The sequence below is a fragment of the Streptococcus pseudopneumoniae genome, assembly GCF_038148955.1.
GTDB lineage: Bacteria > Bacillota > Bacilli > Lactobacillales > Streptococcaceae > Streptococcus > Streptococcus pseudopneumoniae_T.
The window spans coordinates 33,069-55,311 of the sequence record NZ_JBBJZY010000004.1 but is presented as its reverse complement, the minus strand read 5'-3'; the positions used below and the strand labels follow the sequence as shown (position 1 = coordinate 55,311).

Genomic DNA, 22,243 nt, shown 5'->3' with positions numbered 1-22,243 from the left:
CTTGCGACAGAATCGCCAAAGAAGATAGGAAAATCAGGAGCATTGTGTGAGTCTCTTCTTGAAAAAAACACAAAAATTTGCTAGAATGAGTCTTATGAAAACATTCTATGATGTGCAGCAATTCCTCAAACGATTTGGTATTATTGTTTATATGGGAAAACGCTTATATGATATTGAACTGATGAAGTTGGAACTCTCTCGGATTTACGATGCAGGGTTGATGGACAAATTAGACTATCTGGAAGCGGAAGCGGTTCTTCGCAGGGAGCACAAGGTAGAATTGGATTATATTGAGAAAAATGGAGAAATGAACTAATGGTTACTTGGATTTTGTGGGCACTTATACTGACAATGTTGGCGTGGATGGGCTTTAACTATCTTCGTATTCGCCGTGCGGCTAAAATCGTAGATAATGAAGAATTTGAATCCTTGATTCGTACAGGTCAATTGATTGATTTGCGCGACCCAGCAGAATTCCACAGAAAACATATTCTTGGGGCTCGCAATATTCCTTCAAGTCAGTTGAAAACTAGTCTTGCAGCCCTTCGTAAGGATAAACCTGTTCTTCTTTACGAAAACCAACGTGCGCAGCGTGTCACAAATGCGGCCCTTTACTTGAAAAAACAAGGTTTTTCTGAGATTTATATCCTTTCTTATGGTTTGGATTCTTGGAAAGGGAAAGTCAAAGTTGAGAAATAAGAAAACGAGCTTGGATGTTTCCGAGCTCATTTTTTAACCACTTTTTCTGAGAAATTCACGAATGCTTGTCAGCTCTTCTGAGTTGAGGGGGCGATAGTCTCCCTCTTGAAGATTATCATCTAAACTCCAAGGCCCAAAATGGGTGCGTTTGAGTGAGGTCACCTTGACACCAACCGAGAGAAACATTTTCTTAACCTGATGAAATTTTCCTTCTGAAATGGTGATAGAGGCTTTACTGAGGGAAGGACTTGGAGATAGAATCTCTAGTCTTGCAGGTTTACAGACAGTACCATCTAAAAAGACAATTCCCTTTTGAAAGGTTTGGATATGGTCAGATGTTAGAAGTCCATTAACCTCAACTTGGTAGGTTTTATCAACATGATACTGAGGATGAAGGAGTTGAAAACCCAAGGGACCGTTATCGGTCAAGAGGAGGAGACCTGTCGTATCTCGGTCCAGTCGGCCGACGGCATAGAGCTTGTCAGACTGGATGTCAGGCGGAAGGAGGTCCATGACGGTTGGAAGTTCCCTGTCTTTATTGGCTGTAACGACATCAGCAGGCTTATGAAGCATAAGATAGGTGTGCTCATAGCCTTGAATGATTTGGTCCTGAAAAAGGAGTTCTTGTAGTCCTGTATCGATATTTTGGGCTAGGGAGTGGGCTGGGCAACCATCGACGAGAATTTCCCCTTTGAGGAGTGCTTGCTTCATGGCCTTTCGGCTAACTTTTTCTTGGGCTAATAAATTATCTAAACGCATACTGTGCCTATCTTATCATAAGTCGCTTGCTTTGAAAAGGCTTGACGTGAAAAGAAAAGCAGAGTGAAAACATTTACACTTGCTTGAGTTATGTTATTTACCTGAAATTATGGTATAATCGTTCAGTTAGAAAATAAATTTTGAATATTATAGAGGAAATCATGACAAAATTAAGAGAAGATATCCGTAACATTGCGATTATCGCCCACGTTGACCACGGGAAAACAACCCTCGTTGACGAATTATTGAAACAATCAGAGACTCTTGATGCACGTACTGAATTGGCTGAGCGTGCTATGGACTCAAACGATATCGAAAAAGAGCGTGGAATTACCATCCTTGCTAAAAATACAGCTGTTGCTTACAACGGAACTCGTATCAACATCATGGACACACCAGGACACGCGGACTTCGGTGGAGAAGTTGAGCGTATCATGAAAATGGTTGACGGTGTTGTTTTGGTCGTAGATGCCTACGAAGGAACAATGCCACAAACTCGTTTCGTATTGAAAAAAGCCTTGGAACAAGACCTTGTCCCAATCGTGGTTGTTAACAAAATCGATAAACCATCAGCTCGTCCAGCTGAAGTAGTGGACGAAGTCTTAGAACTTTTCATCGAGCTTGGGGCTGATGACGACCAACTTGACTTCCCAGTGGTCTATGCTTCAGCGATCAACGGAACTTCTTCATTGTCAGATGATCCAGCTGACCAAGAAGCGACTATGGCACCAATCTTTGACACAATTATCGACCATATCCCAGCTCCAGTAGATAACTCAGATGAGCCTTTGCAGTTCCAAGTATCACTTTTGGACTACAATGACTTCGTTGGTCGTATCGGTATCGGTCGTGTCTTCCGTGGTACTGTTAAGGTTGGGGACCAAGTTACCCTTTCTAAACTTGATGGTACAACTAAAAACTTCCGTGTTACAAAACTCTTCGGTTTCTTTGGTTTGGAACGTCGTGAAATCCAAGAAGCAAAAGCAGGTGACTTGATTGCCGTTTCTGGTATGGAAGATATCTTTGTCGGTGAAACCATCACTCCGACAGATGCAGTAGAAGCTCTTCCAATCCTACACATCGATGAGCCAACTCTTCAAATGACATTCTTGGTCAACAACTCACCATTTGCTGGTAAAGAAGGTAAATGGGTGACTTCTCGTAAGGTGGAAGAACGCTTGCAGGCAGAATTGCAAACAGACGTTTCCCTTCGTGTTGACCCAACTGATTCACCAGATAAATGGACTGTTTCAGGACGTGGAGAATTGCACTTGTCAATCCTTATCGAAACAATGCGTCGTGAGGGATATGAACTTCAAGTATCTCGTCCAGAAGTTATCGTAAAAGAAATCGACGGTGTTAAATGTGAGCCATTTGAGCGTGTACAAATCGATACTCCAGAAGAATACCAAGGGTCTGTTATCCAAAGCCTTTCTGAACGTAAGGGTGAAATGTTGGATATGATTTCAACTGGTAATGGTCAAACTCGTTTGGTCTTCCTTGTTCCAGCGCGTGGTTTGATTGGATACTCAACTGAGTTCTTGTCAATGACTCGTGGTTACGGTATCATGAACCATACCTTTGACCAATACTTGCCATTGATTCCAGGTGAAATTGGTGGACGTCACCGTGGTGCCCTTGTTTCTATCGATGCTGGTAAGGCTACAACTTACTCAATCATGTCTATCGAAGAACGAGGTACGATCTTTGTCAACCCAGGTACTGAGGTTTATGAAGGAATGATCATCGGTGAAAACTCTCGTGAAAATGACTTGACAGTTAACATCACTAAGGCGAAACAAATGACCAACGTTCGTTCAGCTACTAAGGACCAAACAGCTGTTATCAAGACCCCTCGTATCTTGACACTTGAAGAGTCTCTTGAGTTCTTGAACGACGATGAGTACATGGAAGTAACGCCTGAGTCTATCCGTTTGCGTAAACAAATCCTTAACAAGGCAGAGCGTGAGAAAGCTAACAAGAAGAAAAAATCAGCTGAATAAGAGCTAGAAAGAGAGAAAGATGGTTTATTTAGTCCTAGGGATTTTACTGCTCCTACTCTATGTATTTGCGACACCAGAAAGCATTAAAGGGACAGTCAATATCGTCGCTATGGTATGTATTTTAGTGGCACTTTTGGTTTTGTTGGCTCTATCTTTTCTGAAAATTTTTCAATTACCAACAGAAATATTCCTAGTCATAGCCATGTTAATCCTAGCTTACTTTAGTGTGAGAGACATCACACTCATGCCAGTTAAAAAAAGTAAAAGAAGATAAAAAAGAGAGTTTCGGCTCTCTTTTTTGCTAGGAATTTTACAATATTTCGATTTGTTTTTGAGTTATCACCATCTCTTTTGCTTGGATAATATGAATGGGAAAAACTTGAATAAAATTTGTCAATGACATCTATTTTATATTTGGTTAGTACTGGTTGCATATTATTTTGAAATAAAACTACTATATAATATTATTCATATAGGTAATATATAAAATATCTAAAAAATTCGATTTTTTCCTTGACAACAAATAATAAAAATGCTATTCTTATTATATAAGAAATCGGTTTCAAAAAAAGAGAGAGGAGGATTTATTTTGTTGCATTGTTGCTCAGGGTGTGCTTTTTTTGAAAGGAAAAATAAAATGAAAACGAAAAAACATAGATTACTTGCTCTAGCTCTTATTTCAAGCTTTACATTATTGGGAGCTGCATCAGCTGCTGTACAATATCCAGATGGAGGAGTATGGACATATGGAGAAGGTTCAGGAGGTGGTTGGGCTTTTTCAAATTACTATCATGGTAAAAAACATCATTATTCTTCTCTTGTAAGTAAATGGGATAGTCATTCAGATAAAGGAGAAGCACCTGCAGGGAAAACTTCAGAGGCTTGGATTTGGACTAAATTTGGGGAACAAGTATCATTTTACTATGACTATGACTAATATTTAGTTTTCTTAGATAATCCCCTTGTAAGAAATTACAGGGGGAATTTTGTTTACAAGGAGTCTACTATGAAGAAACTATTCATATTACTATCAACTTTTTTTCTCAGCTTCTTCCTTGCTTGGATTATTGTCTTACGTGCGCCACAATATTTATATGCAAGCTATGATTCCGTCTCCTTACTTCGTGTCAAAAAGGATACTCAGGAACCGACGCGTGAGGTATTTGAACAGGAATTGGAGAATTTTGCAAACTCAGAACAGAGTTTAATAGCTAGGAGAATTGTAGAGCCGAGTAAGGATGGGACGACTCACTTTACTTATGCAACTTATGGTCAGGGAACTTTACCAAAAGAATTCCAAGAAGCTAGTCAAGAAAGTCGTGAACGTAGTGATCCACTAAATAGTTATCTCCTTTTATCAGGCTCCTTGACAAAAGAAAAGCTTGCCGATAAATTAGGGGATTTGGGTTATAAAGCAATTGCTGACCGGAAGACACCGCCCTATTCTCTTGCTTTTCGAATGTTACTAAATCCCCTTATTTTAATTAGTTTAGCAATATTTGGCTTATCTTTCTTTGCTTTAGTGATTATCACTCGGATTAAGGAAATGAGAGCAGCAGGTATAAAACTCTTTTCTGGTCAGACTCTCTTATCCATTATGGGGCATTCATTATCGACTGATATTAAGTGGCTCCTTCTATCAGCCCTCCTTTCCTTCCTAGGTGGGGGAGTCGTTCTTTTTAGTCAAGGTTTGTTTTATCCTATCTTGTTAGCCACCTATGTTTTTGGGATTAGTTTCTATCTGTTGTTTTTATTGGGTATTTCAATTTTACTAATGCTCCTTTATCTAATGAGTTTGAGTTATAAAGCATTAGTTCCTGTTATTAAGGGGAGATTACCCCTTAAACGCTTGATGGCTTTAACCCTATTGTGTCAGTTAGTAGCTGTTTTTACAGTAGGCTACGCTGTTAAGACAGGCTTGACGTCTTACCAACGATTGAAAGAACTTGAAATTTCAAAACAAGCATGGCAGGACAGAGCAGATTATTATCAAATTTCTTTTGGTTTAGGTGATAGAGGAAAAGATACAGAAAATCTGAATAAGTGGTATGAATTTTCCAAAGAAGCAGTTGAAAAAGAACAGGCTCTATTTGTAAAAGATAATCTCATTCATTTTGCAAATCCTCAAAGAAAAAATAAAAACGGAGAGACACTGGATACCTATAGTCCAGATGCTAATGTTCTTTATGTCAGCCCAAGTTATTTGGACAAGGAAAATGTGACTGTAAATGATGAGACTAGACAGAAACTAGCCCATCTTCAAAAAGGTGAATTTGGACTCTTACTACCAGAATCTCTTCGTTCACAGGAAGCAGAACTTAAGAAAGCTTTTGAAGAGAGTTTGAGTTATTATGGAAAATCTGGTGAGGAGGCAAGTGCTCCTTTAGAGTATGAAATGAGAGCGATTGTTAGCTATCTTCCAACTGGAGAAAAGCGATTTATTTATAATAACGGTGAAAGTCCAGTATCTATCCAGTACTTAACCGATCCAATTTTAGTTGTATTTACTCCAACATCTACAGGTGATAGTATCATTTCCAAATTTAGTTGGTCTATCAATGCTGGAAAACAACTCTTTATCAAAGGATATGAGAGTGGGCTAGAACTCTTAAAGAAAGCTGGAATTTATGAGCAAGTATCCTATCTTAAAGAAGGAAGAAGTGTTTATCTAACTCGTTATAATGAAGTTCAAACTGAAACAGCAACTTTAATCTTAGGAGCTATTGTTGGGATAGCCAGTTCCTTATTACTCTTTTATTCTGTCAATCTTCTATATTTCGAGCAATTCCGTCGAGATATTTTGATTAAACGAATTTCAGGTTTACGATTTTTTGAAACACATGCTCAGTATATGGTTAGCCAATTTGCCAGTTTTGTATTTGGTGCTAGTCTCTTTATTTTACGCAGTCGAGACTTGGTGATTGGCTTGCTCACTTTATTAGTCTTTCTAGCTAGTGCAGTTTTGACGCTTTACCGTCAAGCCTATAAAGAATCTCGTGTTTCTATGACAATTATGAAAGGAAAATAGGATGATTGAACTAAAGAATATATCTAAAAAATTTGGAAGCCGTCAGCTATTTTCAGATACGAATCTTCATTTTGAAGGTGGGAAAATTTATGCCTTAATCGGTATAAGTGGCTGTGGTAAGACAACACTCTTGAATATGATTGGACGATTAGAGCCATATGACAAAGGACAAATCATCTATGATGGTACTTCTCTTAAGGACATCAAGCCTTCTGTTTTCTTTAGAGATTACTTGGGATATCTATTTCAAGATTTTGGCTTAATCGAAAGCCAAACCGTCAAAGAGAATCTCAATCTGGGTTTAGTTGGTAAAAAGTTGAAGGAAAAAGAGAAAATGTCTTTGATGAAACAAGCTCTAAACCGTGTTAACCTCTCTTATTTAGATTTAAAGCAACCTATCTTTGAATTATCAGGAGGAGAAGCACAACGTGTTGCACTAGCAAAGATAATCTTAAAGGATCCACCTTTGATTCTCGCAGATGAACCAACCGCTTCCTTAGACCCCAAAAACTCTGAGGAATTACTCTCTATCCTAGAATCTTTAAAAAATCCGAATCGAACTATTATTATTGCGACCCACAATCCTCTGATTTGGGAGCAAGTGGACCAAGTTATTCGAGTTACCGATTTATCACATAGATGATATGGTAAGATTCATACTCAATGAAAATCAAAAAGCAAACTAGGAAGCTAGCCGCAGGCTGTACTTGAGTACGGCAAGGCGAAGCTGACGTGGTTTGAAGAGATTTTCGAAGAGTATCAGTTAGAAGAAAGAGTCACAAACACACTTTGTGGCTTTTTTATTTCCATAAAAATGGTAAAATAGTAGGAGTAGAAATGGAGTTCGAGACATGAAAGTAATAGATCAATTTAAAAATAAGAAAGTACTTGTTTTAGGTTTGGCCAAGTCTGGGGAATCTGCAGCTCGTTTGTTGGATAAGCTAGGTGCCATTGTGACAGTAAATGATGGGAAACCTTTCGAGGACAATCCAGCTGCGCAAAGTTTGCTGGAAGAAGGAATCAAGGTCATTACAGGTGGCCATCCTTTGGAACTCTTGGATGAAGAGTTTGCCCTCATGGTGAAAAATCCAGGTATTCCATACAATAATCCTATGATTGAAAAGGCTTTGGCCAAGGGAATTCCAGTCTTGACTGAGGTGGAATTGGCTTACTTGATTTCTGAAGCACCGATTGTTGGTATTACTGGTTCGAACGGTAAAACAACCACAACGACGATGATTGGGGAAGTTTTGACTGCTGCTGGTCAACATGGTCTTTTATCAGGCAATATCGGCTATCCAGCCAGTCAGGTTGCTCAAACAGCGACAGACAAGGACACGCTTGTCATGGAACTTTCTTCTTTCCAACTCATGGGCGTTCAAGAATTCCATCCTGAGATTGCGGTTATTACCAACCTCATGCCAACTCATATCGACTACCACGGTTCTTTTGAGGAATATGTAGCAGCCAAGTGGAATATCCAGAACAAGATGACAGCAACTGATTTTCTTGTCTTGAATTTTAACCAAGACTTGGCAAAAGAATTGGCTAGCAAAACACAAGCTACAGTTGTACCATTCTCAACACAGGAAAAGGGTGATGGAGCTTATCTGGAAGATGGTCAACTCTACTTCCGTGGAGAAGTGGTCATGGCAGCTAGCGAAATCGGAGTTCCAGGTAACCACAATGTGGAAAATGCCCTTGCGACGATTGCTGTAGCCAAACTTCGTGGTGTAGACAACCAAACCATCAAAGAAACTCTTTCAGCCTTTGGTGGTGTCAAACACCGTCTCCAATTTGTGAATGAAATCAAGGGTGTCAAATTCTATAATGATAGCAAGTCAACCAATATCTTGGCTACCCAAAAAGCCTTGTCAGGATTTGACAACAGCAAGGTCATCTTGATTGCCGGTGGTTTGGACCGTGGCAATGAGTTTGACGAATTGGTGCCAGATATTACTGGACTCAAGAAGATGGTCATCCTCGGTCAGTCTGCAGAACGTGTCAAACGGGCAGCAGATAAGGCTGGTGTGGCTTATGTGGATGCGACTGATATTGCAGATGCGACCCGCAAGGCTTACGAACTTGCGACTCAAGGAGATGTAGTTCTTCTCAGTCCTGCCAATGCCAGCTGGGATATGTATGCTAACTTTGAAGTACGTGGCGACCTCTTTATCGACACAGTAGCGGAGTTAAAGGAATAATATGAAAAAAATTGTCTTTACAGGTGGGGGGACGGTTGGACACGTTACTCTCAATCTTTTGTTAATGCCTAAGTTTATCGAAGATGGCTGGGAAGTCCATTATATAGGGGACAAGCGTGGTATCGAATACCAAGAAATCCTCAAGTCAGGCTTGGATGTTACCTTCCATTCCATTGCGACTGGAAAATTGCGTCGCTATTTCTCTTGGCAAAATATGCTGGACGTCTTCAAAGTTGGTTGGGGGATTGTCCAATCGCTCTTTATCATGTTACGACTTCGTCCACAGGCTCTTTTTTCAAAGGGAGGCTTTGTCTCAGTACCGCCTGTTATCGCTGCGCGTGTGTCAGGAGTGCCAGTCTTTATTCACGAATCTGACCTGTCTATGGGCTTGGCCAATAAAATCGCCTATAAATTTGCGACGAAGATGTATTCAACCTTTGAGCAAGCTTCAAGTTTGGCTAAGGTCGAGCATGTGGGAGCGGTGACCAAGGTTTCAGACCAACACACTCCAGAACCAGATGAATTGGTGGATATTCAAACCCACTTTAATCATAAATTGCCGACTGTATTGTTTGTTGGCGGTTCTGCAGGCGCTCGTGTCTTTAACCAATTGGTGACAGACCATAAAAAAGAGTTGACAGAGCGCTATAATATTATCAATCTAACTGGAGATTCTAGTCTGAACGAGTTGAGCCAAAATCTCTTTCGTGTTGACTATGTGACCAATCTCTATCAGCCCTTGATGGAATTAGCTGACATTGTTGTGACACGTGGTGGTGCCAATACGATTTTTGAGCTCCTGGCCATGGCGAAATTACATGTCATTGTGCCACTTGGTCGTGAAGCTAGTCGTGGTGACCAGATTGAAAATGCGACTTACTTTGTTAAGAAAGGCTATGCGGAAGAGCTTCAAGAAAGCGAATTGACCTTGGATAGTTTGGAAGAGAAGCTTTCTCACTTACTAAGCCACAAGGAAGATTACCAAGCTAAGATGAAGGCTTCTAAGGAATTGAAATCTCTAGCAGATTTTTATCAATTATTGAAAAAAGATTTATCATAAGGAAAGTAAATGTCAAAAGATAAGAAAAATGAGGGCAAAGAAATCCTCGAAGAATTTAAAGAGTTATCAGAATGGCAGAAACGAAACCAAGAATATCTAAAAAAGAAGGCTGAGGAAGAGGCGGCCCTAGCTGAGGAGAAGGAAAAGGAAAGACAAGCTCGAATGGCTTCAAAATCCGAAGAGTCAGATGAAACTGAGAACCAGAAGAGTGAATCTAATGCAAAGGACCCAGAATCAGCTAAGGAAGAGTCTGAAGAAAAAGTAGAATCCTTAGAGACTGATAAAGAGGAAGAAGAGATAGAAGAATCAGGGTCTAAAGAGGGCGAGGAACAGGATAAACAGCTTGCTAAAAAGGCTACAAAGGAAAAAGCAGCCAAAGCAAAGATTCCTGGCATCCATATCTTGCGAGCCTTAACGATTTTATTTCCAAGTCTGCTTTTATTGATTGTCTCTGCCTACTTACTCAGTCCTTATGCGACCATGAAGGATATTCGTGTTGAGGGAACGGTGCACACTACGGCTGATGATATTCGACAGGCTTCAGGCATTCAGGATTCGGATTATACAATTAACCTTCTGCTAGACAAGGCAAAATATGAAGAGCAGATTAAGTCTAATTATTGGGTTGAATCAGCTCAACTTGTCTATCAATTTCCAACTAAGTTCACTATCAAGGTTAAGGAATACGATATTGTTGCCTACTATATTTCTGGTGAAAACCATTATCCTATTCTTTCCAGTGGTCAGCTTGAGACCAGCGCTGTGAGTTTGGTCAGTCTGCCAGAAACTTATATATCAGTTCTCTTTAATGATAGTGAACAAATCAAGGCTTTTGTCTCAGAACTTGCTCAAATTAGCCCAGAACTCAAGGCTGCTATCCAAAAGGTGGAATTAGCCCCAAGCAAGGTAACTTCAGATTTAATTCGATTAACTATGAATGATTCGGACGAAGTCTTGGTTCCCCTTTCTGAAATGAGCAAGAAATTGCCTTACTACAGTAAGATTAAACCTCAATTGTCAGAACCAAGTGTGGTCGATATGGAAGCTGGAATTTACAGTTACACTGTGGCGGATAAATTGATTATGGAAGCAGAAGAAAAAGCCAAACAAGAGGCTAAGGAAGCCGAGAAAAAGCAGGAAGAAGAACGTAAACGTTTAGAAGAAGAAAAGAAAAAACAAGAGGAAGAGAGCAATCGAAACCAAACAAGTCAGCGTTCATCGCGTCGCTAGGTTTACCTTTTCTCCTATAGCTCTTTAGTTGCCATGGTAAGTGTCTAGAGTTTTGAGAAATGTAGATAGCATATAATTATATGCCCAACCCTTTCGTGTGCCTACATTTATTTATATGTGATTTTGGAATTTCTCAAAATCGCTCAAAATCGCGACACATACGTGACCATGTTTTTACTTGACAAGTTTTAGTAGAAATAATAGAATAGTAAAAAACCTTTAAAGCAGTCCAGAGAGGCAGCTAAGGTTAGACGGTGAAAGGGTGGAGACTACCCATTTTTCGTGGAACCTTGCTGTTGGCAGGTTCCTTTTTTCGTGGCTTCTGTTGGTCAGACTCTCTCACTAGTAAAGGTAAAAGGAGAAACCTATGCGAGAACATCGTCCAGTCATTGCTCTTGATTTTCCTAGTTTTGAGGCGGTCAAGGAATTTTTATCTCATTTCCCAGCAGAAGAAAGCCTTTATCTCAAGGTAGGGATGGAGCTTTATTACGCAACGGGTCCTGAGATTGTGTCTTACTTGAAAGGTCAGGGTCATAGTGTCTTTTTGGATCTCAAGCTTCATGACATTCCTAATACAGTTAAGTCAGCCATGAAGGTCTTGTCTCAGCTTGGTGTGGATATGACCAATGTTCATGCGGCTGGTGGTGTAGAGATGATGAAGGCAGCGCGTGAAGGTCTTGGGAGTCAAGCCAAATTGATTGCAGTGACTCAGTTGACCTCAACGTCGGAAGCCCAGATGCAGGACTTTCAAAATATCCAAACCAGCCTGCAAGAGTCTGTCATCCACTATGCCAAGAAGACAGATGAAGCTGGCTTGGATGGCGTTGTTTGCTCAGCTCAGGAAGTTCAACTTATCAAGCAGGCCACCAATCCAGATTTTATCTGTCTAACACCAGGGATTCGCCCTCAGGGAGCTGCAGTTGGAGACCAAAAACGTGTGATGACGCCAGCAGATGCCTATCAAATCGGTAGTGACTATATCGTAGTGGGACGTCCCATTACCCAAGCTGAAGATCCTGTTGCAGCTTATCATGCCATCAAGGATGAATGGAACCAAGACTAGAATTAAAGAAATAGATTATAAGAATAAAAGGAGAATACCATGACACTTGCTAAAAATATCGCTAGCCACCTCTTGAAAATCCAAGCCGTTTACCTCAAACCAGAGGAGCCTTTTACTTGGGCATCTGGTATCAAGTCCCCCATTTACACTGATAATCGTGTGACACTTGCTTATCCAGAGACTCGTACTCTAATTGAAAATGGTTTTGTGGATGCTATCAAGGAAGCCTTTCCAGAGGTTGAAGTGATTGCAGGAACTGCGACAGCAGGGATTCCTCACGGAGCTATCATTGCTGATAAGATGAACTTGCCATTTGCCTACATCCGTAGCAAACCAAAAGACCACGGAGCTGGTAATCAAATCGAAGGTCGCGTAGCTCAAGGTCAAAAAATGGTAGTGGTTGAAGACCTCATTTCAACAGGTGGTTCTGTTCTCGAGGCCGTAGCAGCCGCTAAACGCGAAGGAGCAGATGTGCTTGGTGTAGTAGCAATTTTCAGTTACCAATTGCCAAAAGCAGATAAGAACTTTGCGGATGCTGGTGTCAAACTTGTGACGCTTTCTAACTACAGTGAACTCATCCACCTAGCCCAAGAAGAAGGCTATATCACGCCAGAAGGCTTGGATCTCCTAAAACGCTTTAAAGAAGACCAAGAAAATTGGCAAGAGGTGTAAAAAATCAAAAGGCTAAAAGGTTAAAAATTATACTACTCTGTCATATCAGGTGTATGAATGACAAGATTCAAGTTGTTAATGTTTTTTACGTCAATTGTTTCAGTTTTAGATTTGCTTGGCTTGCTCTTATATAAAAAGTAGCACACGTCATGAAAGTTACAAGGCTTAAAGTATAATCCATAAATATTGTCAGATCCCTTTTCTGAGATGTTGAAATTTCTTGCTTATCCCAGTTTTTTCAGTGATTTTGGCGCCAAGTTCTTTGTAGTTTTTAAAGATTATCCGTGAATTTCTTGCTTATTTATGATAAAATGGGAGTATCGCAAAAATGACTCATCGTATTCAATTTTGAGTAAAACTAGGAGGATCCCATGTCAACAGAACATATGGAAGAACTAAATGACCAGCAGATCGTTCGCCGTGAAAAAATGGCTGCGCTCCGTGAACAAGGAATCGATCCTTTCGGAAAACGCTTTGAACGCACTGCAAATTCACAAGAATTAAAAGATAAATTTGCTGACCTCGATAAAGAACAATTACATGATAAAAATGAAACAGCTACTATCGCAGGACGCTTGGTAACCAAACGTGGTAAAGGTAAAGTAGGTTTTGCCCACCTTCAAGACCGCGAAGGTCAAATCCAGATCTACGTTCGTAAAGATGCTGTCGGTGAAGAAAACTACGAAATCTTCAAAAAAGCAGACCTTGGTGACTTCCTTGGTGTCGAAGGCGAAGTGATGCGTACAGATATGGGAGAACTCTCTATCAAGGCTACTCACATCACACACTTGTCTAAGGCTCTTCGTCCTCTACCAGAGAAATTCCATGGTTTGACAGACGTTGAAACAATTTACCGTAAACGTTACCTTGACTTGATTTCTAACCGTGAAAGCTTTGAACGCTTTGTCACTCGTTCAAAAATCATCTCTGAAATCCGTCGTTACCTTGACCAAAAAGGTTTCCTTGAAGTGGAAACACCTGTTCTTCACAACGAAGCTGGTGGTGCTGCGGCTCGTCCATTTATCACCCACCACAATGCCCAAAACATTGACATGGTGCTTCGTATCGCGACTGAGCTTCACTTAAAACGCCTTATCGTGGGTGGTATGGAACGTGTCTATGAAATTGGCCGTATCTTCCGTAACGAAGGAATGGACGCTACTCATAACCCTGAATTTACTTCTATCGAAGTCTACCAAGCTTATGCTGACTTCCAAGACATTATGGACTTGACGGAAGGTATTATCCAACATGCTGCTAAAGCTGTCAAAGGCGATGGCCCAGTCAACTACCAAGGTACTGAAATCAAAATTAACGAACCATTTAAACGTGTTCACATGGTGGATGCTATCAAAGAAATTACTGGTGTCGATTTCTGGCAAGACATGACTCTGGAAGAAGCTAAAGCTATCGCTGCTGAGAAGAAAGTTCCTGTTGAGAAACACTACACTGAAGTTGGCCACATCATCAATGCCTTCTTTGAAGAGTTTGTTGAAGAAACCTTGATCCAACCAACCTTTGTCTATGGACATCCAGTAGCTGTATCTCCACTTGCTAAGAAGAATCCTGAAGACCAACGCTTTACTGACCGTTTCGAGCTCTTCATCATGACTAAGGAGTACGGTAATGCCTTTACTGAGCTCAACGACCCAATCGACCAGCTTAGCCGTTTTGAAGCCCAAGCTAAAGCCAAAGAACTTGGTGATGATGAAGCAACAGGTATCGACTATGACTACATCGAGGCTCTTGAATACGGTATGCCACCAACAGGTGGTTTGGGAATTGGTATCGACCGTCTTTGCATGCTCCTCACTGATACAACAACTATCCGTGACGTATTGCTTTTCCCAACAATGAAATAAGCTCTTATCCTCTGGTACTTGTCAGGGGATTTTTCGATGCAAAAAGAGACTGAATTTAAGGAGAAAATGAAGTATAGTGTGTTGAAGTTGAACTAGTACACTTTGATTTCTAAGACATTGTTAGAAATTGGTTTAAATTCCCTAATCAATTTGCGCATGTTTTATTTCATTTTACGATAGTATGCTAAGACTTTTCAAAAAGTACTAGAAATTGACTTGGATCCCCCAATTGATTTGTTCAGATTCACTATAAATAAAAAATTAATAAGTGGGATAGGAAACTAGGATAGTATCTTGCTTAAACAGTATATATAGGACTGATATAAGTCCATAGGCCCTATTAGAGGATGTTCTGGTGTCTTATTCACTTGTTTTTTATAGTATCAGTAGATAGAATCAGCAAATAAAAAAGTAGTTCAAATGCCTGGCAGCAAAAAATCTCAACGATTCACTTAATGTAGACTAAAGTTTAGAGTTTAAGGAAAGTAGGGATAGTATATTGTATGAAAAAATAAGATGGTTTTTAAGCAAAACTCTTGAAAATGATTGAAAAAAGAGTTATTATAGTTGTATAGTAAAAAGCAAACGCTTACTTAATCAAGGAGGACAGTTTATGTCATACAAAACAAGCAATGCAGAAGGGCATGTAGATTTCATCAATACCTATGATTTGGAGCCAATGGCGCAACAAGTTATCCCTAAAGCAGCATTTGGCTATATCGCTAGTGGGGCGGAAGATACTTTCACTTTACGTGAGAATATCCGCGCCTTTAACCACAAACTCATCGTTCCTCATACACTTTGTAATGTAGAAAATCCAAGTACAGAGATTGAATTTGCAGGTGAAAAATTATCTTCTCCAATCATTATGGCACCTGTTGCGGCTCATAAATTAGCAAATGAACAGGGGGAAGTGGCGACTGCGCGTGGTGTTCATGAGTTCGGTTCTCTTTATACAACCAGCTCTTACTCTACTGTAGATCTTCCAGAAATTACGGAAGCTCTTCAAGGGACACCTCACTGGTTCCAATTTTACTTTAGTAAAGATGATGGAATCAATCGCCACATCATGGACCGTGTGAAAGCTGAAGGTTATAAAGCGATTGTCTTGACGGCAGATGCTACTGTAGGGGGCAATCGTGAGGTTGATAAGCGTAATGGTTTTGTCTTCCCAGTTGGCATGCCGATTGTTGAAGAATACCTGCCAGAAGGTGCTGGTAAATCAATGGACTTTGTTTACAAATCAGCTAAACAACGCTTGTCTCCACGTGATGTAGAATTTATCGCTGAATACTCAGGACTTCCTGTGTATGTCAAGGGACCACAATGCCGTGAGGACGTTGAACGTTCGCTTGCTGCAGGTGCCTCTGGTATCTGGGTAACCAACCACGGTGGCCGCCAAATCGACGGTGGGCCAGCTGCCTTTGACTCACTTCAAGAAGTAGCAGAAGCAGTTGACAAACGTGTGCCAATTGTCTTTGACTCTGGTGTTCGTCGTGGTCAACATGTCTTTAAAGCCTTGGCCTCAGGAGCAGACTTGGTAGCTATTGGCCGCCCGGTTATCTATGGCTTGGCTCTCGGTGGTAGTATCGGTGTGCGCCAAGTCTTTGAACACTTGAATGCGGAATTGAAGACAGTCATGCAGTTGTCTGGAACTCAGACTATTGAAGATGTTAAACACTTCAAACTCCGTCACAACCCATACAACCCAACTTTCCCAGTTGACCCCCGCGACTTAAAATTGTATTGATAAAACAGATTGCCTCCACTGAATGTGGAGGTTTTTCTTCGTGTATTGGAAGAATAAATCGCTATCAAAAACTATATAAAGATATTTTTCGGTCAAATATCTTGCTAGGGCTTTCATTTTTTGCTATACTGGTGTAGTAATTAAATAATAGAGACATTTGGGGTGCTTTAGGCTGAGATGATACCCATTGAACCTGATACAGTTAAGACTGGCGAAGGGAAATGTGAACAGTTTTTTCGTATGGTGAAATGAACGATCTAATCTTGTAAGTCAACTCTAATTCTTGATTGTAATTGGAGTTTTTTTGTTTATATAAAACTGGATAGGCTTGTTTAGGTAGCTCTCTGCAAATGCCCTCGGTGTTCTTTAAAAGGATCAAGTGAAACTAGGATTTTACTTGGTATCTCTTGGTGTTTTATTGATTACTAAGGAGTAAAGAGAGGAAAAATAAATATGGAAACACAGGTTTATGCATTTGAGTCAGGTTTGACTGTTGGAGAATTATTAAAAAGTAGTCAGAAGGATTGGCAGGCTGCTGTCAATCATCGTTTTGTCAAGGAACTTTTTGCAGGGACAATTAAGAATAAGGTCTTAAAAGACTACCTAATTCAAGATTATCACTTCTTTGATGCCTTCTTATCCATGCTGGGTGCCTGCGTAGCTCACGCAGACCAGCTTGAATCCAAACTTCGTTTTGCCAAGCAACTAGGCTTTCTTGAAGCAGATGAAGATGGTTATTTCCAAAAGGCTTTCAAAGAGTTAAAAGTATCTGAGAATGATTATCTGGAAGTGACCTTGCACCCTGTAACAAAAGCCTTTCAGGATCTTATGTATTCGGCAGTGGCTTCATCAGACTATGCCCATCTTTTGGTCATGCTGGTCATTGCAGAAGGTCTCTATTTAGACTGGGGTTCTAAAGATTTGGCTCTACCTGAAGCCTATATTCATTCGGAATGGATCAATCTCCACAGAGGTCCTTTCTTTGCAGAGTGGGTTCAATTTCTGGTTGACGAACTCAATCGTGTCGGGAAAGGTCGAGAAGATTTGACAGAACTTCAGCAACGCTGGAATAAAGCGGTCGCTTTAGAATTAGCCTTTTTTGATATTGGTTATGATGCCTAGAGAAAGTTCAGGATACTGACAAATTTGATGAGTTAATACTCTTCGAAAATCTCTTCAAACCACGTCAGCTTCAACTTGCCGTAGGTATGGTTACTGACTTCGTCAGTTCTATCCACAACCTCAAAACAGTGTTTTGAGCTGACTTCGTCAGTCTTATCTACAACCTCAAAACAGTGTTTTGAGCAACCTGTGGCTAGCTTCCTAGTTTGCTCTTTGATTTTCATTGAGTATAAATCATTCAATGTAACTGAAAAATTTCTTAACGAAAGATAGAGATAAATCGAAATCTATAGATCGTATAAAGTGAAAAGGAAGGAATTCAATATGACAAGTTTAAAATTATTAAAAGAAAAAGCACCATTGGTCATTTGTATCACCAATGATGTAGTAAAAAATTTCACAGCAAATGGATTAGTAGCACTAGGTGCCTCACCAGCCATGAGTGAGTTTCCAGCAGATTTAGAGGACTTATTAAAGTATGCTGGAGGATTATTGATTAACATTGGGACTTTAACGGATGATAATTGGAAGCTGTACCAAGAGGCATTAAAAATTGCTGAAAAATATAATGTCCCAGCAGTTTTAGATCCTGTAGCCTGTGGAGCAGGAGAATATAGAAAAAAAGTAGCAGATGATTTAATCAACAATTACAAACTAGCTGCGATTAGGGGGAATGCTGGAGAGATTGCTTCTTTAGTAGGTATAAATGTGGCATCTAAAGGAGTAGATAGTGCTGGTGTGGATAATATTGATGAGATTGCTCTAGCAGCCAACGCTAAGTTTCATATTCCAATAGTAGTGACTGGAGAAGTTGATGCGATTGCGGTTAATGGAGAAGTGGTAACGATTCATAATGGTAGTGCCATGATGCCAAAAGTTATTGGAACTGGATGCTTATTAGGTGCTGTAGTAGCAAGCTTTATCGGACTAGAAAAAGGTCAAGAATTGAAATCATTAGAAACAGCAATGTTGGTTTATAATATCGCTGGAGAAATGGCAGAAAAACGTCCAAATGGACATCTTCCTGGAACATTTAAAGTTGAATTTATAAATGCCTTATATGAGATTACAGATGAAGATGTAAAGGAATTAAAAAGAGTGAAGTAAGATGTTTCATAAAGAATTACTAAAACTATATTTTATTTGTGGAACGACTACTTGCCAAGGAAAAGATTTATATAGAGTCGTCGAGGAAGCCTTAAAAGGTGGTATAACCCTATTTCAATTCCGTGAAAAAGGTGAGGGAGCCTTAGAAGGTAAAGAAAAAGTCGAAGTAGCAATTAAACTCCAGGATCTTTGTAAAAAATACAATGTTCCGTTTATTGTTAATGATGATATTGAGTTAGCATTAGAAATAGACGCTGATGGCGTACATGTAGGACAAGATGACCTTGGAGTTGATGAAATTAGAAAATTGATGCCAGATAAAATAATTGGTCTTTCTATAAAAAACGAGAAAGAATTTCAACAGTCAAAAGTTGAATATGTAGATTATGTTGGTGTTGGTCCTGTATTTGATACCCAGTCAAAGGATGATGCTGGTGGCGCTATAGGCTATGAAGGACTTGAAGTCATGAGAAAGCTATTGCCACAAATGCCCTTAGTTGCAATTGGTGGGATACAGACGCAACATATTAAAGACATTATGAAGACCAATGTTGACGGCGTTTCAATCATTTCAGCAATATCGTATGCAAAAAATATAGAAAAAACTGTTCGGGAAATGAGTGAACAATAGATATCTATCCTTGGATTCTAAGTAAGTAGGATTTTCCTTTTTTAAAAAGCTATGTCCGGATTCATCTTGAATGGCTAATTCATCAAACAGGTCATTTGTTTTTTGCAAAAGAAAGATCTGCTGTCTTTGTGAGTGCAAGGCTATATTTCCAGTTCAATTTCTTGAACTAGTATAAAATGTGTGTTATAATAATCACATAATTAAATAATAAAGACATTTGGGGTGCTTTAGGCTGAGATGATACCCATTGAACCTGATACAGTTAATACTGGCGAAGGGAAATGTGAAATGTTTTTTTCGTATGTCGAAAAGAACGGTCTAATCTTGTAAGCTAAACTCTAATTCCTATCTGTAATTAGAGTTTTTTCTTTTACGAAACTGGATGAAGGTGATATAAAGCCTTTTGGTAGCTCACCTTGAGTGCCCCACTTTTCTTTAAAAAAGGAGTTTTTTATGTTGAAAAAATGGCAGTTAAAAGATGTTATCTTGCTTGCTTTCTTGTCTATCTTTTTTGGTGGGGTTTTCGTTGGTTCAGGATATGTGTATAATATTCTCAGCCTACTCTTAACACCTCTTGGTTTACAGGCTTTTGCCAATGAAATCCTCTTTGGACTCTGGTGTATGGCTGCGCCCATTGCTGCCATCTTTGTTCCGAGAGTCGGAAGTGCAACGATTGGAGAAGTGCTAGCTGCGCTTGCTGAAGTCCTTTATGGTAGCCAATTCGGTCTAGGTGCCCTTTTGTCTGGCTTGGTTCAAGGTTTGGGAAGTGAACTTGGTTTTATCGTAACCAAGAATCGCTATGAAAGTTGGCTCTCTCTAACTGCCAATAGTATTGGGATTACGCTTGTTAGCTTTATCTATGAATACATTAAGTTAGGTTACTATGCCTTTTCACTTCCGTTTGTCCTTTCCTTGCTTGTGGTACGTTTTATTTCTGTTTATTTCTTCTGTACCATCTTGGTTCGTGCCATTGTCAAACTCTATCATCAGTTTGCCGCTGGAGGAAAAGCATAGATGGGGCTGGAATTACGGGAGATTCAGTCCCCAATTTTTTCGGAACCGATTGATTTTACTTTTCATGAGCAATCCTTTACCTTGTTAGTTGGGAGTAGTGGGTCTGGAAAATCGAGCCTCTTTCAAGTTATTGCCCAAGTTAGTTCTCTTCCCTATAGTGGTCAAGTTTTGATAGATGAGAGCGAGGTCAGTCAGCTTTCTATCGTCGAACGTGTCCAGACGGTTGGTATTCTCTTTCAAAATCCCAATCATCAATTTACCATGGAGAACTTGTTTGAGGAGCTGATTTTTACCTTGGAGAATATAGGCTATCACCTTCAGGAAATTGATTCAAAAATAGCAGAGGTGGTTCGACAATGTCGCTGTGAGAAGATCTTGCACCGTCCCATCCATCACTTATCAGGTGGAGAAAAGCAAAAGGCTGCTTTGGCTGTTCTCTTTGCTATGAATCCTAAGGTCTATCTCTTAGATGAGCCCTTTGCTTCCATTGACCGCAAGAGTAGAATCGAGATATTGGAGATTCTAAAAGAGTTGACCTCTAATGGGAAGACAGTTATTTTGTGCGACCATGATTTATCTGATTATGAAGCCTATATCGACCATATGGTGGAGCTAAGAGACGGACAACTAAGGGAAGTGTTTCAAATCCCTACCTCTGAGATGACACAGGTTGCTTCAAAGGATGTTGCTTCTAGCCCAGAACTGTTCCATATGGATCGAACGACTTGTGAGCTGGATCATCGCCCCCTCTTTTCAATTGCGGATTTTACATTCTACCAAGGAATCTCCTGTATTTTGGGTGATAATGGTGTCGGGAAATCGACCCTCTTTCGGTCTATTCTTCAATTTCAAAAGTATAAGGGGCGCATTACCTGGAAGGGGACAGTCCTGAAAAAGAAAAAGAGTTTGTACCGTGACCTGACGGGTGTTGTTCAGGAAGCTGAGAAACAGTTTATCCGAGTCAGTCTGCGAGAGGAACTTCAAGTAGATGAACCTGATTCTGAAAGAAATCAGCGGATACTCCAAGCTTTACGATATTTTGATCTGGAGCAGGCACTCGATAAGAGTCCTTATCAATTAAGTGGTGGTCAGCAAAAGATTCTTCAGCTCTTGACCATCTTGACTAGTAAGGCATCTGTGATCTTGCTAGATGAACCTTTTGCAGGTTTGGATGATAGAGCTTGCCATTATTTTTGTCAGTGGATTGTGGAGGAGAGAAATCAAGGAAGAAGTTTTCTGATCATTAGCCATCGTTTAGATCCCTTGATCTCTGTGGTTGATTATTGGATTGAGATGACTAGTCAGGGTCTCAGTCATGTGAAAGCAGTGACAATTACCAAACCACTCATATCTCAGAGTAGCAATACCCAAGGGGAGGTGAGATAGTATGGTCAAAGTAGCAACTAAGACACCGATTATCAGTCTCTTCTTGCTGATTTTATCCTTGGAAACATCTTTCATTCCTTCGATTGCTCTGAATCTTTCGGTAGTCGCATTTTGTATTCTCTTTATGCTCTATTACCGTCGATTTAAAGTATTGGCTTGGATGATTCTGCTTGCCATTTTGCCATCCTTTGCCAACTACTGGGCAGTTCAGTTACATGGAGATGCTTCGCAGGCAGTCATGCTTGGAACGAGGGCCTTTGTGACCGTTTGTATTGGTCTTGTCTTTGTTTCCTCTATTTCCCTAAAAGAGCTTCTTTTGTACTTGGCTCAAAAGGGGTTATCACGCTCTTGGGCCTATGCCTTGATTGTGGTATTCAATTCCTTTCCCCTTATTCAGCAAGAAATCAAGTCCCTAAAAGAAGCTTGCCTATTACGTGGTCAAGAACTGCATTTTTGGTCGCCCTTGATTTACAGCAAGGTTCTGATGACAGTCTTTAGGTGGCGCCATCTTTACCTGAGAGCCCTGTCGGCGCATGGATATGACGAACATGCACAGTTGAAGAATAGCTATCGGACTTTTTATATTCCTAAAAAAACAAAATTAATCTACCTGCTTTTCTTTTTATTGCTTCAAACCAGTCTATTTTTATAAA

The 22,243-nt window shown here is 40.0% G+C and carries 22 protein-coding genes and 2 riboswitches; of the genes, 20 read left to right on the top strand and 2 right to left on the bottom strand.

Annotated features, from left to right (window positions below; translation table 11 throughout):
* Positions 1-46: 46 nt before the first annotated feature.
* On the top strand, positions 47-316 hold the full coding sequence (locus WKI23_RS02435; RefSeq protein ID WP_261104010.1) for a YqgQ family protein: 270 nt from the start codon (positions 47-49) through the stop codon (positions 314-316).
* Positions 316-699, top strand: a complete 384-nt coding sequence (locus WKI23_RS02430) for a rhodanese-like domain-containing protein (protein ID WP_368078835.1) — start codon at positions 316-318, stop codon at positions 697-699. Before WKI23_RS02435 ends, WKI23_RS02430 begins: the two co-directional genes overlap by 1 nt.
* 33 nt (positions 700-732) lie before the next feature.
* Here WKI23_RS02430 and WKI23_RS02425 read toward each other — a convergent pair whose 3' ends face one another.
* The gene (locus WKI23_RS02425) at positions 733-1,458 is read right to left on the bottom strand and encodes a pseudouridine synthase (RefSeq protein WP_368078834.1); all 726 of its coding nucleotides are present in this window, start codon (positions 1,456-1,458) and stop codon (positions 733-735) included.
* A 161-nt stretch (positions 1,459-1,619) separates the two neighbouring features.
* Between WKI23_RS02425 and typA the strand changes: the two genes are divergently transcribed.
* The 13 genes from typA to WKI23_RS02360 all read left to right on the top strand — a co-directional run bounded on the left by typA (position 1,620) and on the right by WKI23_RS02360 (position 17,452).
* Entirely contained in the window at positions 1,620-3,461 is a 1,842-nt protein-coding gene (gene typA / locus WKI23_RS02420) for a translational GTPase TypA (RefSeq protein WP_000164111.1), read from the top strand.
* A 19-nt stretch (positions 3,462-3,480) separates the two neighbouring features.
* On the top strand, positions 3,481-3,735 hold the full coding sequence (locus tag WKI23_RS02415) for a DUF3165 family protein (protein WP_368078833.1): 255 nt from the start codon (positions 3,481-3,483) through the stop codon (positions 3,733-3,735).
* A 363-nt stretch (positions 3,736-4,098) separates the two neighbouring features.
* Positions 4,099-4,398, top strand: a complete 300-nt coding sequence (locus WKI23_RS02410) for a lactococcin 972 family bacteriocin (protein ID WP_368078832.1) — start codon at positions 4,099-4,101, stop codon at positions 4,396-4,398.
* A gap of 69 nt (positions 4,399-4,467) precedes the next feature.
* Positions 4,468-6,489 (top strand): bacteriocin-associated integral membrane family protein, encoded by a 2,022-nt coding sequence (locus WKI23_RS02405; RefSeq protein WP_368078831.1) that lies wholly within the window; start codon positions 4,468-4,470, stop codon positions 6,487-6,489.
* A 1-nt stretch (position 6,490) separates the two neighbouring features.
* Entirely contained in the window at positions 6,491-7,132 is a 642-nt protein-coding gene (locus WKI23_RS02400) for an ABC transporter ATP-binding protein (protein ID WP_368078830.1), read from the top strand.
* Between the two features lie 208 nt (positions 7,133-7,340).
* A complete protein-coding gene (gene murD / locus WKI23_RS02395; RefSeq protein ID WP_368078829.1) occupies positions 7,341-8,693 on the top strand; it encodes a UDP-N-acetylmuramoyl-L-alanine--D-glutamate ligase in 1,353 nt (450 codons plus the stop codon).
* 1 nt (position 8,694) lies between these two features.
* Positions 8,695-9,753, top strand: a complete 1,059-nt coding sequence (locus WKI23_RS02390; protein ID WP_368078828.1) for a UDP-N-acetylglucosamine--N-acetylmuramyl-(pentapeptide) pyrophosphoryl-undecaprenol N-acetylglucosamine transferase — start codon at positions 8,695-8,697, stop codon at positions 9,751-9,753.
* A gap of 9 nt (positions 9,754-9,762) precedes the next feature.
* Positions 9,763-10,983: a cell division protein FtsQ/DivIB gene (locus tag WKI23_RS02385; RefSeq protein WP_368078827.1), complete on the top strand. Its 1,221-nt coding sequence runs from the start codon at positions 9,763-9,765 to the stop codon at positions 10,981-10,983.
* A 367-nt stretch (positions 10,984-11,350) separates the two neighbouring features.
* Positions 11,351-12,046: an orotidine-5'-phosphate decarboxylase gene (gene pyrF, locus WKI23_RS02380; protein ID WP_368078826.1), complete on the top strand. Its 696-nt coding sequence runs from the start codon at positions 11,351-11,353 to the stop codon at positions 12,044-12,046.
* A gap of 39 nt (positions 12,047-12,085) precedes the next feature.
* Positions 12,086-12,718 (top strand): orotate phosphoribosyltransferase, encoded by a 633-nt coding sequence (gene pyrE, locus WKI23_RS02375; RefSeq protein WP_368078825.1) that lies wholly within the window; start codon positions 12,086-12,088, stop codon positions 12,716-12,718.
* Positions 12,719-13,089: 371 nt separating this feature from the next.
* Positions 13,090-14,580 (top strand): lysine--tRNA ligase, encoded by a 1,491-nt coding sequence (lysS, locus tag WKI23_RS02370; RefSeq protein WP_176139044.1) that lies wholly within the window; start codon positions 13,090-13,092, stop codon positions 14,578-14,580.
* 613 nt (positions 14,581-15,193) lie between these two features.
* On the top strand, positions 15,194-16,330 hold the full coding sequence (lctO, locus tag WKI23_RS02365; protein ID WP_173253624.1) for an L-lactate oxidase: 1,137 nt from the start codon (positions 15,194-15,196) through the stop codon (positions 16,328-16,330).
* 148 nt (positions 16,331-16,478) lie between these two features.
* A riboswitch (TPP riboswitch) is annotated at positions 16,479-16,567 on the top strand.
* A gap of 216 nt (positions 16,568-16,783) precedes the next feature.
* Positions 16,784-17,452 carry a TenA family protein gene (locus WKI23_RS02360; protein WP_368078824.1) on the top strand — a complete coding sequence of 223 codons (669 nt, stop codon included), beginning with the start codon at positions 16,784-16,786 and terminating at the stop codon, positions 17,450-17,452.
* Positions 17,453-17,484: 32 nt separating this feature from the next.
* Here the strand turns inward: WKI23_RS02360 and WKI23_RS02355 are convergent, their stop codons facing one another.
* Positions 17,485-17,676, bottom strand: coding sequence for a hypothetical protein (locus WKI23_RS02355; protein ID WP_368078823.1), 192 nt, complete (start codon positions 17,674-17,676; stop codon positions 17,485-17,487).
* 100 nt (positions 17,677-17,776) lie between these two features.
* On the opposite strand from WKI23_RS02355, the gene thiM reads away from it, so the two are divergent.
* From thiM to WKI23_RS02330, 5 genes are all read left to right on the top strand, one after another.
* Entirely contained in the window at positions 17,777-18,559 is a 783-nt protein-coding gene (gene thiM, locus WKI23_RS02350) for a hydroxyethylthiazole kinase (protein ID WP_368078822.1), read from the top strand.
* Between the two features lies 1 nt (position 18,560).
* On the top strand, positions 18,561-19,190 hold the full coding sequence (gene thiE / locus WKI23_RS02345) for a thiamine phosphate synthase (protein WP_368078821.1): 630 nt from the start codon (positions 18,561-18,563) through the stop codon (positions 19,188-19,190).
* A 208-nt stretch (positions 19,191-19,398) separates the two neighbouring features.
* A riboswitch (TPP riboswitch) is annotated at positions 19,399-19,487 on the top strand.
* Positions 19,488-19,643: 156 nt separating this feature from the next.
* Positions 19,644-20,204, top strand: coding sequence for an ECF transporter S component (locus WKI23_RS02340; RefSeq protein WP_368078820.1), 561 nt, complete (start codon positions 19,644-19,646; stop codon positions 20,202-20,204).
* Positions 20,205-21,590, top strand: a complete 1,386-nt coding sequence (locus tag WKI23_RS02335) for an ABC transporter ATP-binding protein (RefSeq protein WP_368078819.1) — start codon at positions 20,205-20,207, stop codon at positions 21,588-21,590. It begins immediately after the preceding gene.
* Between the two features lies 1 nt (position 21,591).
* Positions 21,592-22,242: an energy-coupling factor transporter transmembrane component T gene (locus WKI23_RS02330; RefSeq protein WP_368078818.1), complete on the top strand. Its 651-nt coding sequence runs from the start codon at positions 21,592-21,594 to the stop codon at positions 22,240-22,242.
* Position 22,243 lies beyond the last annotated feature (1 nt).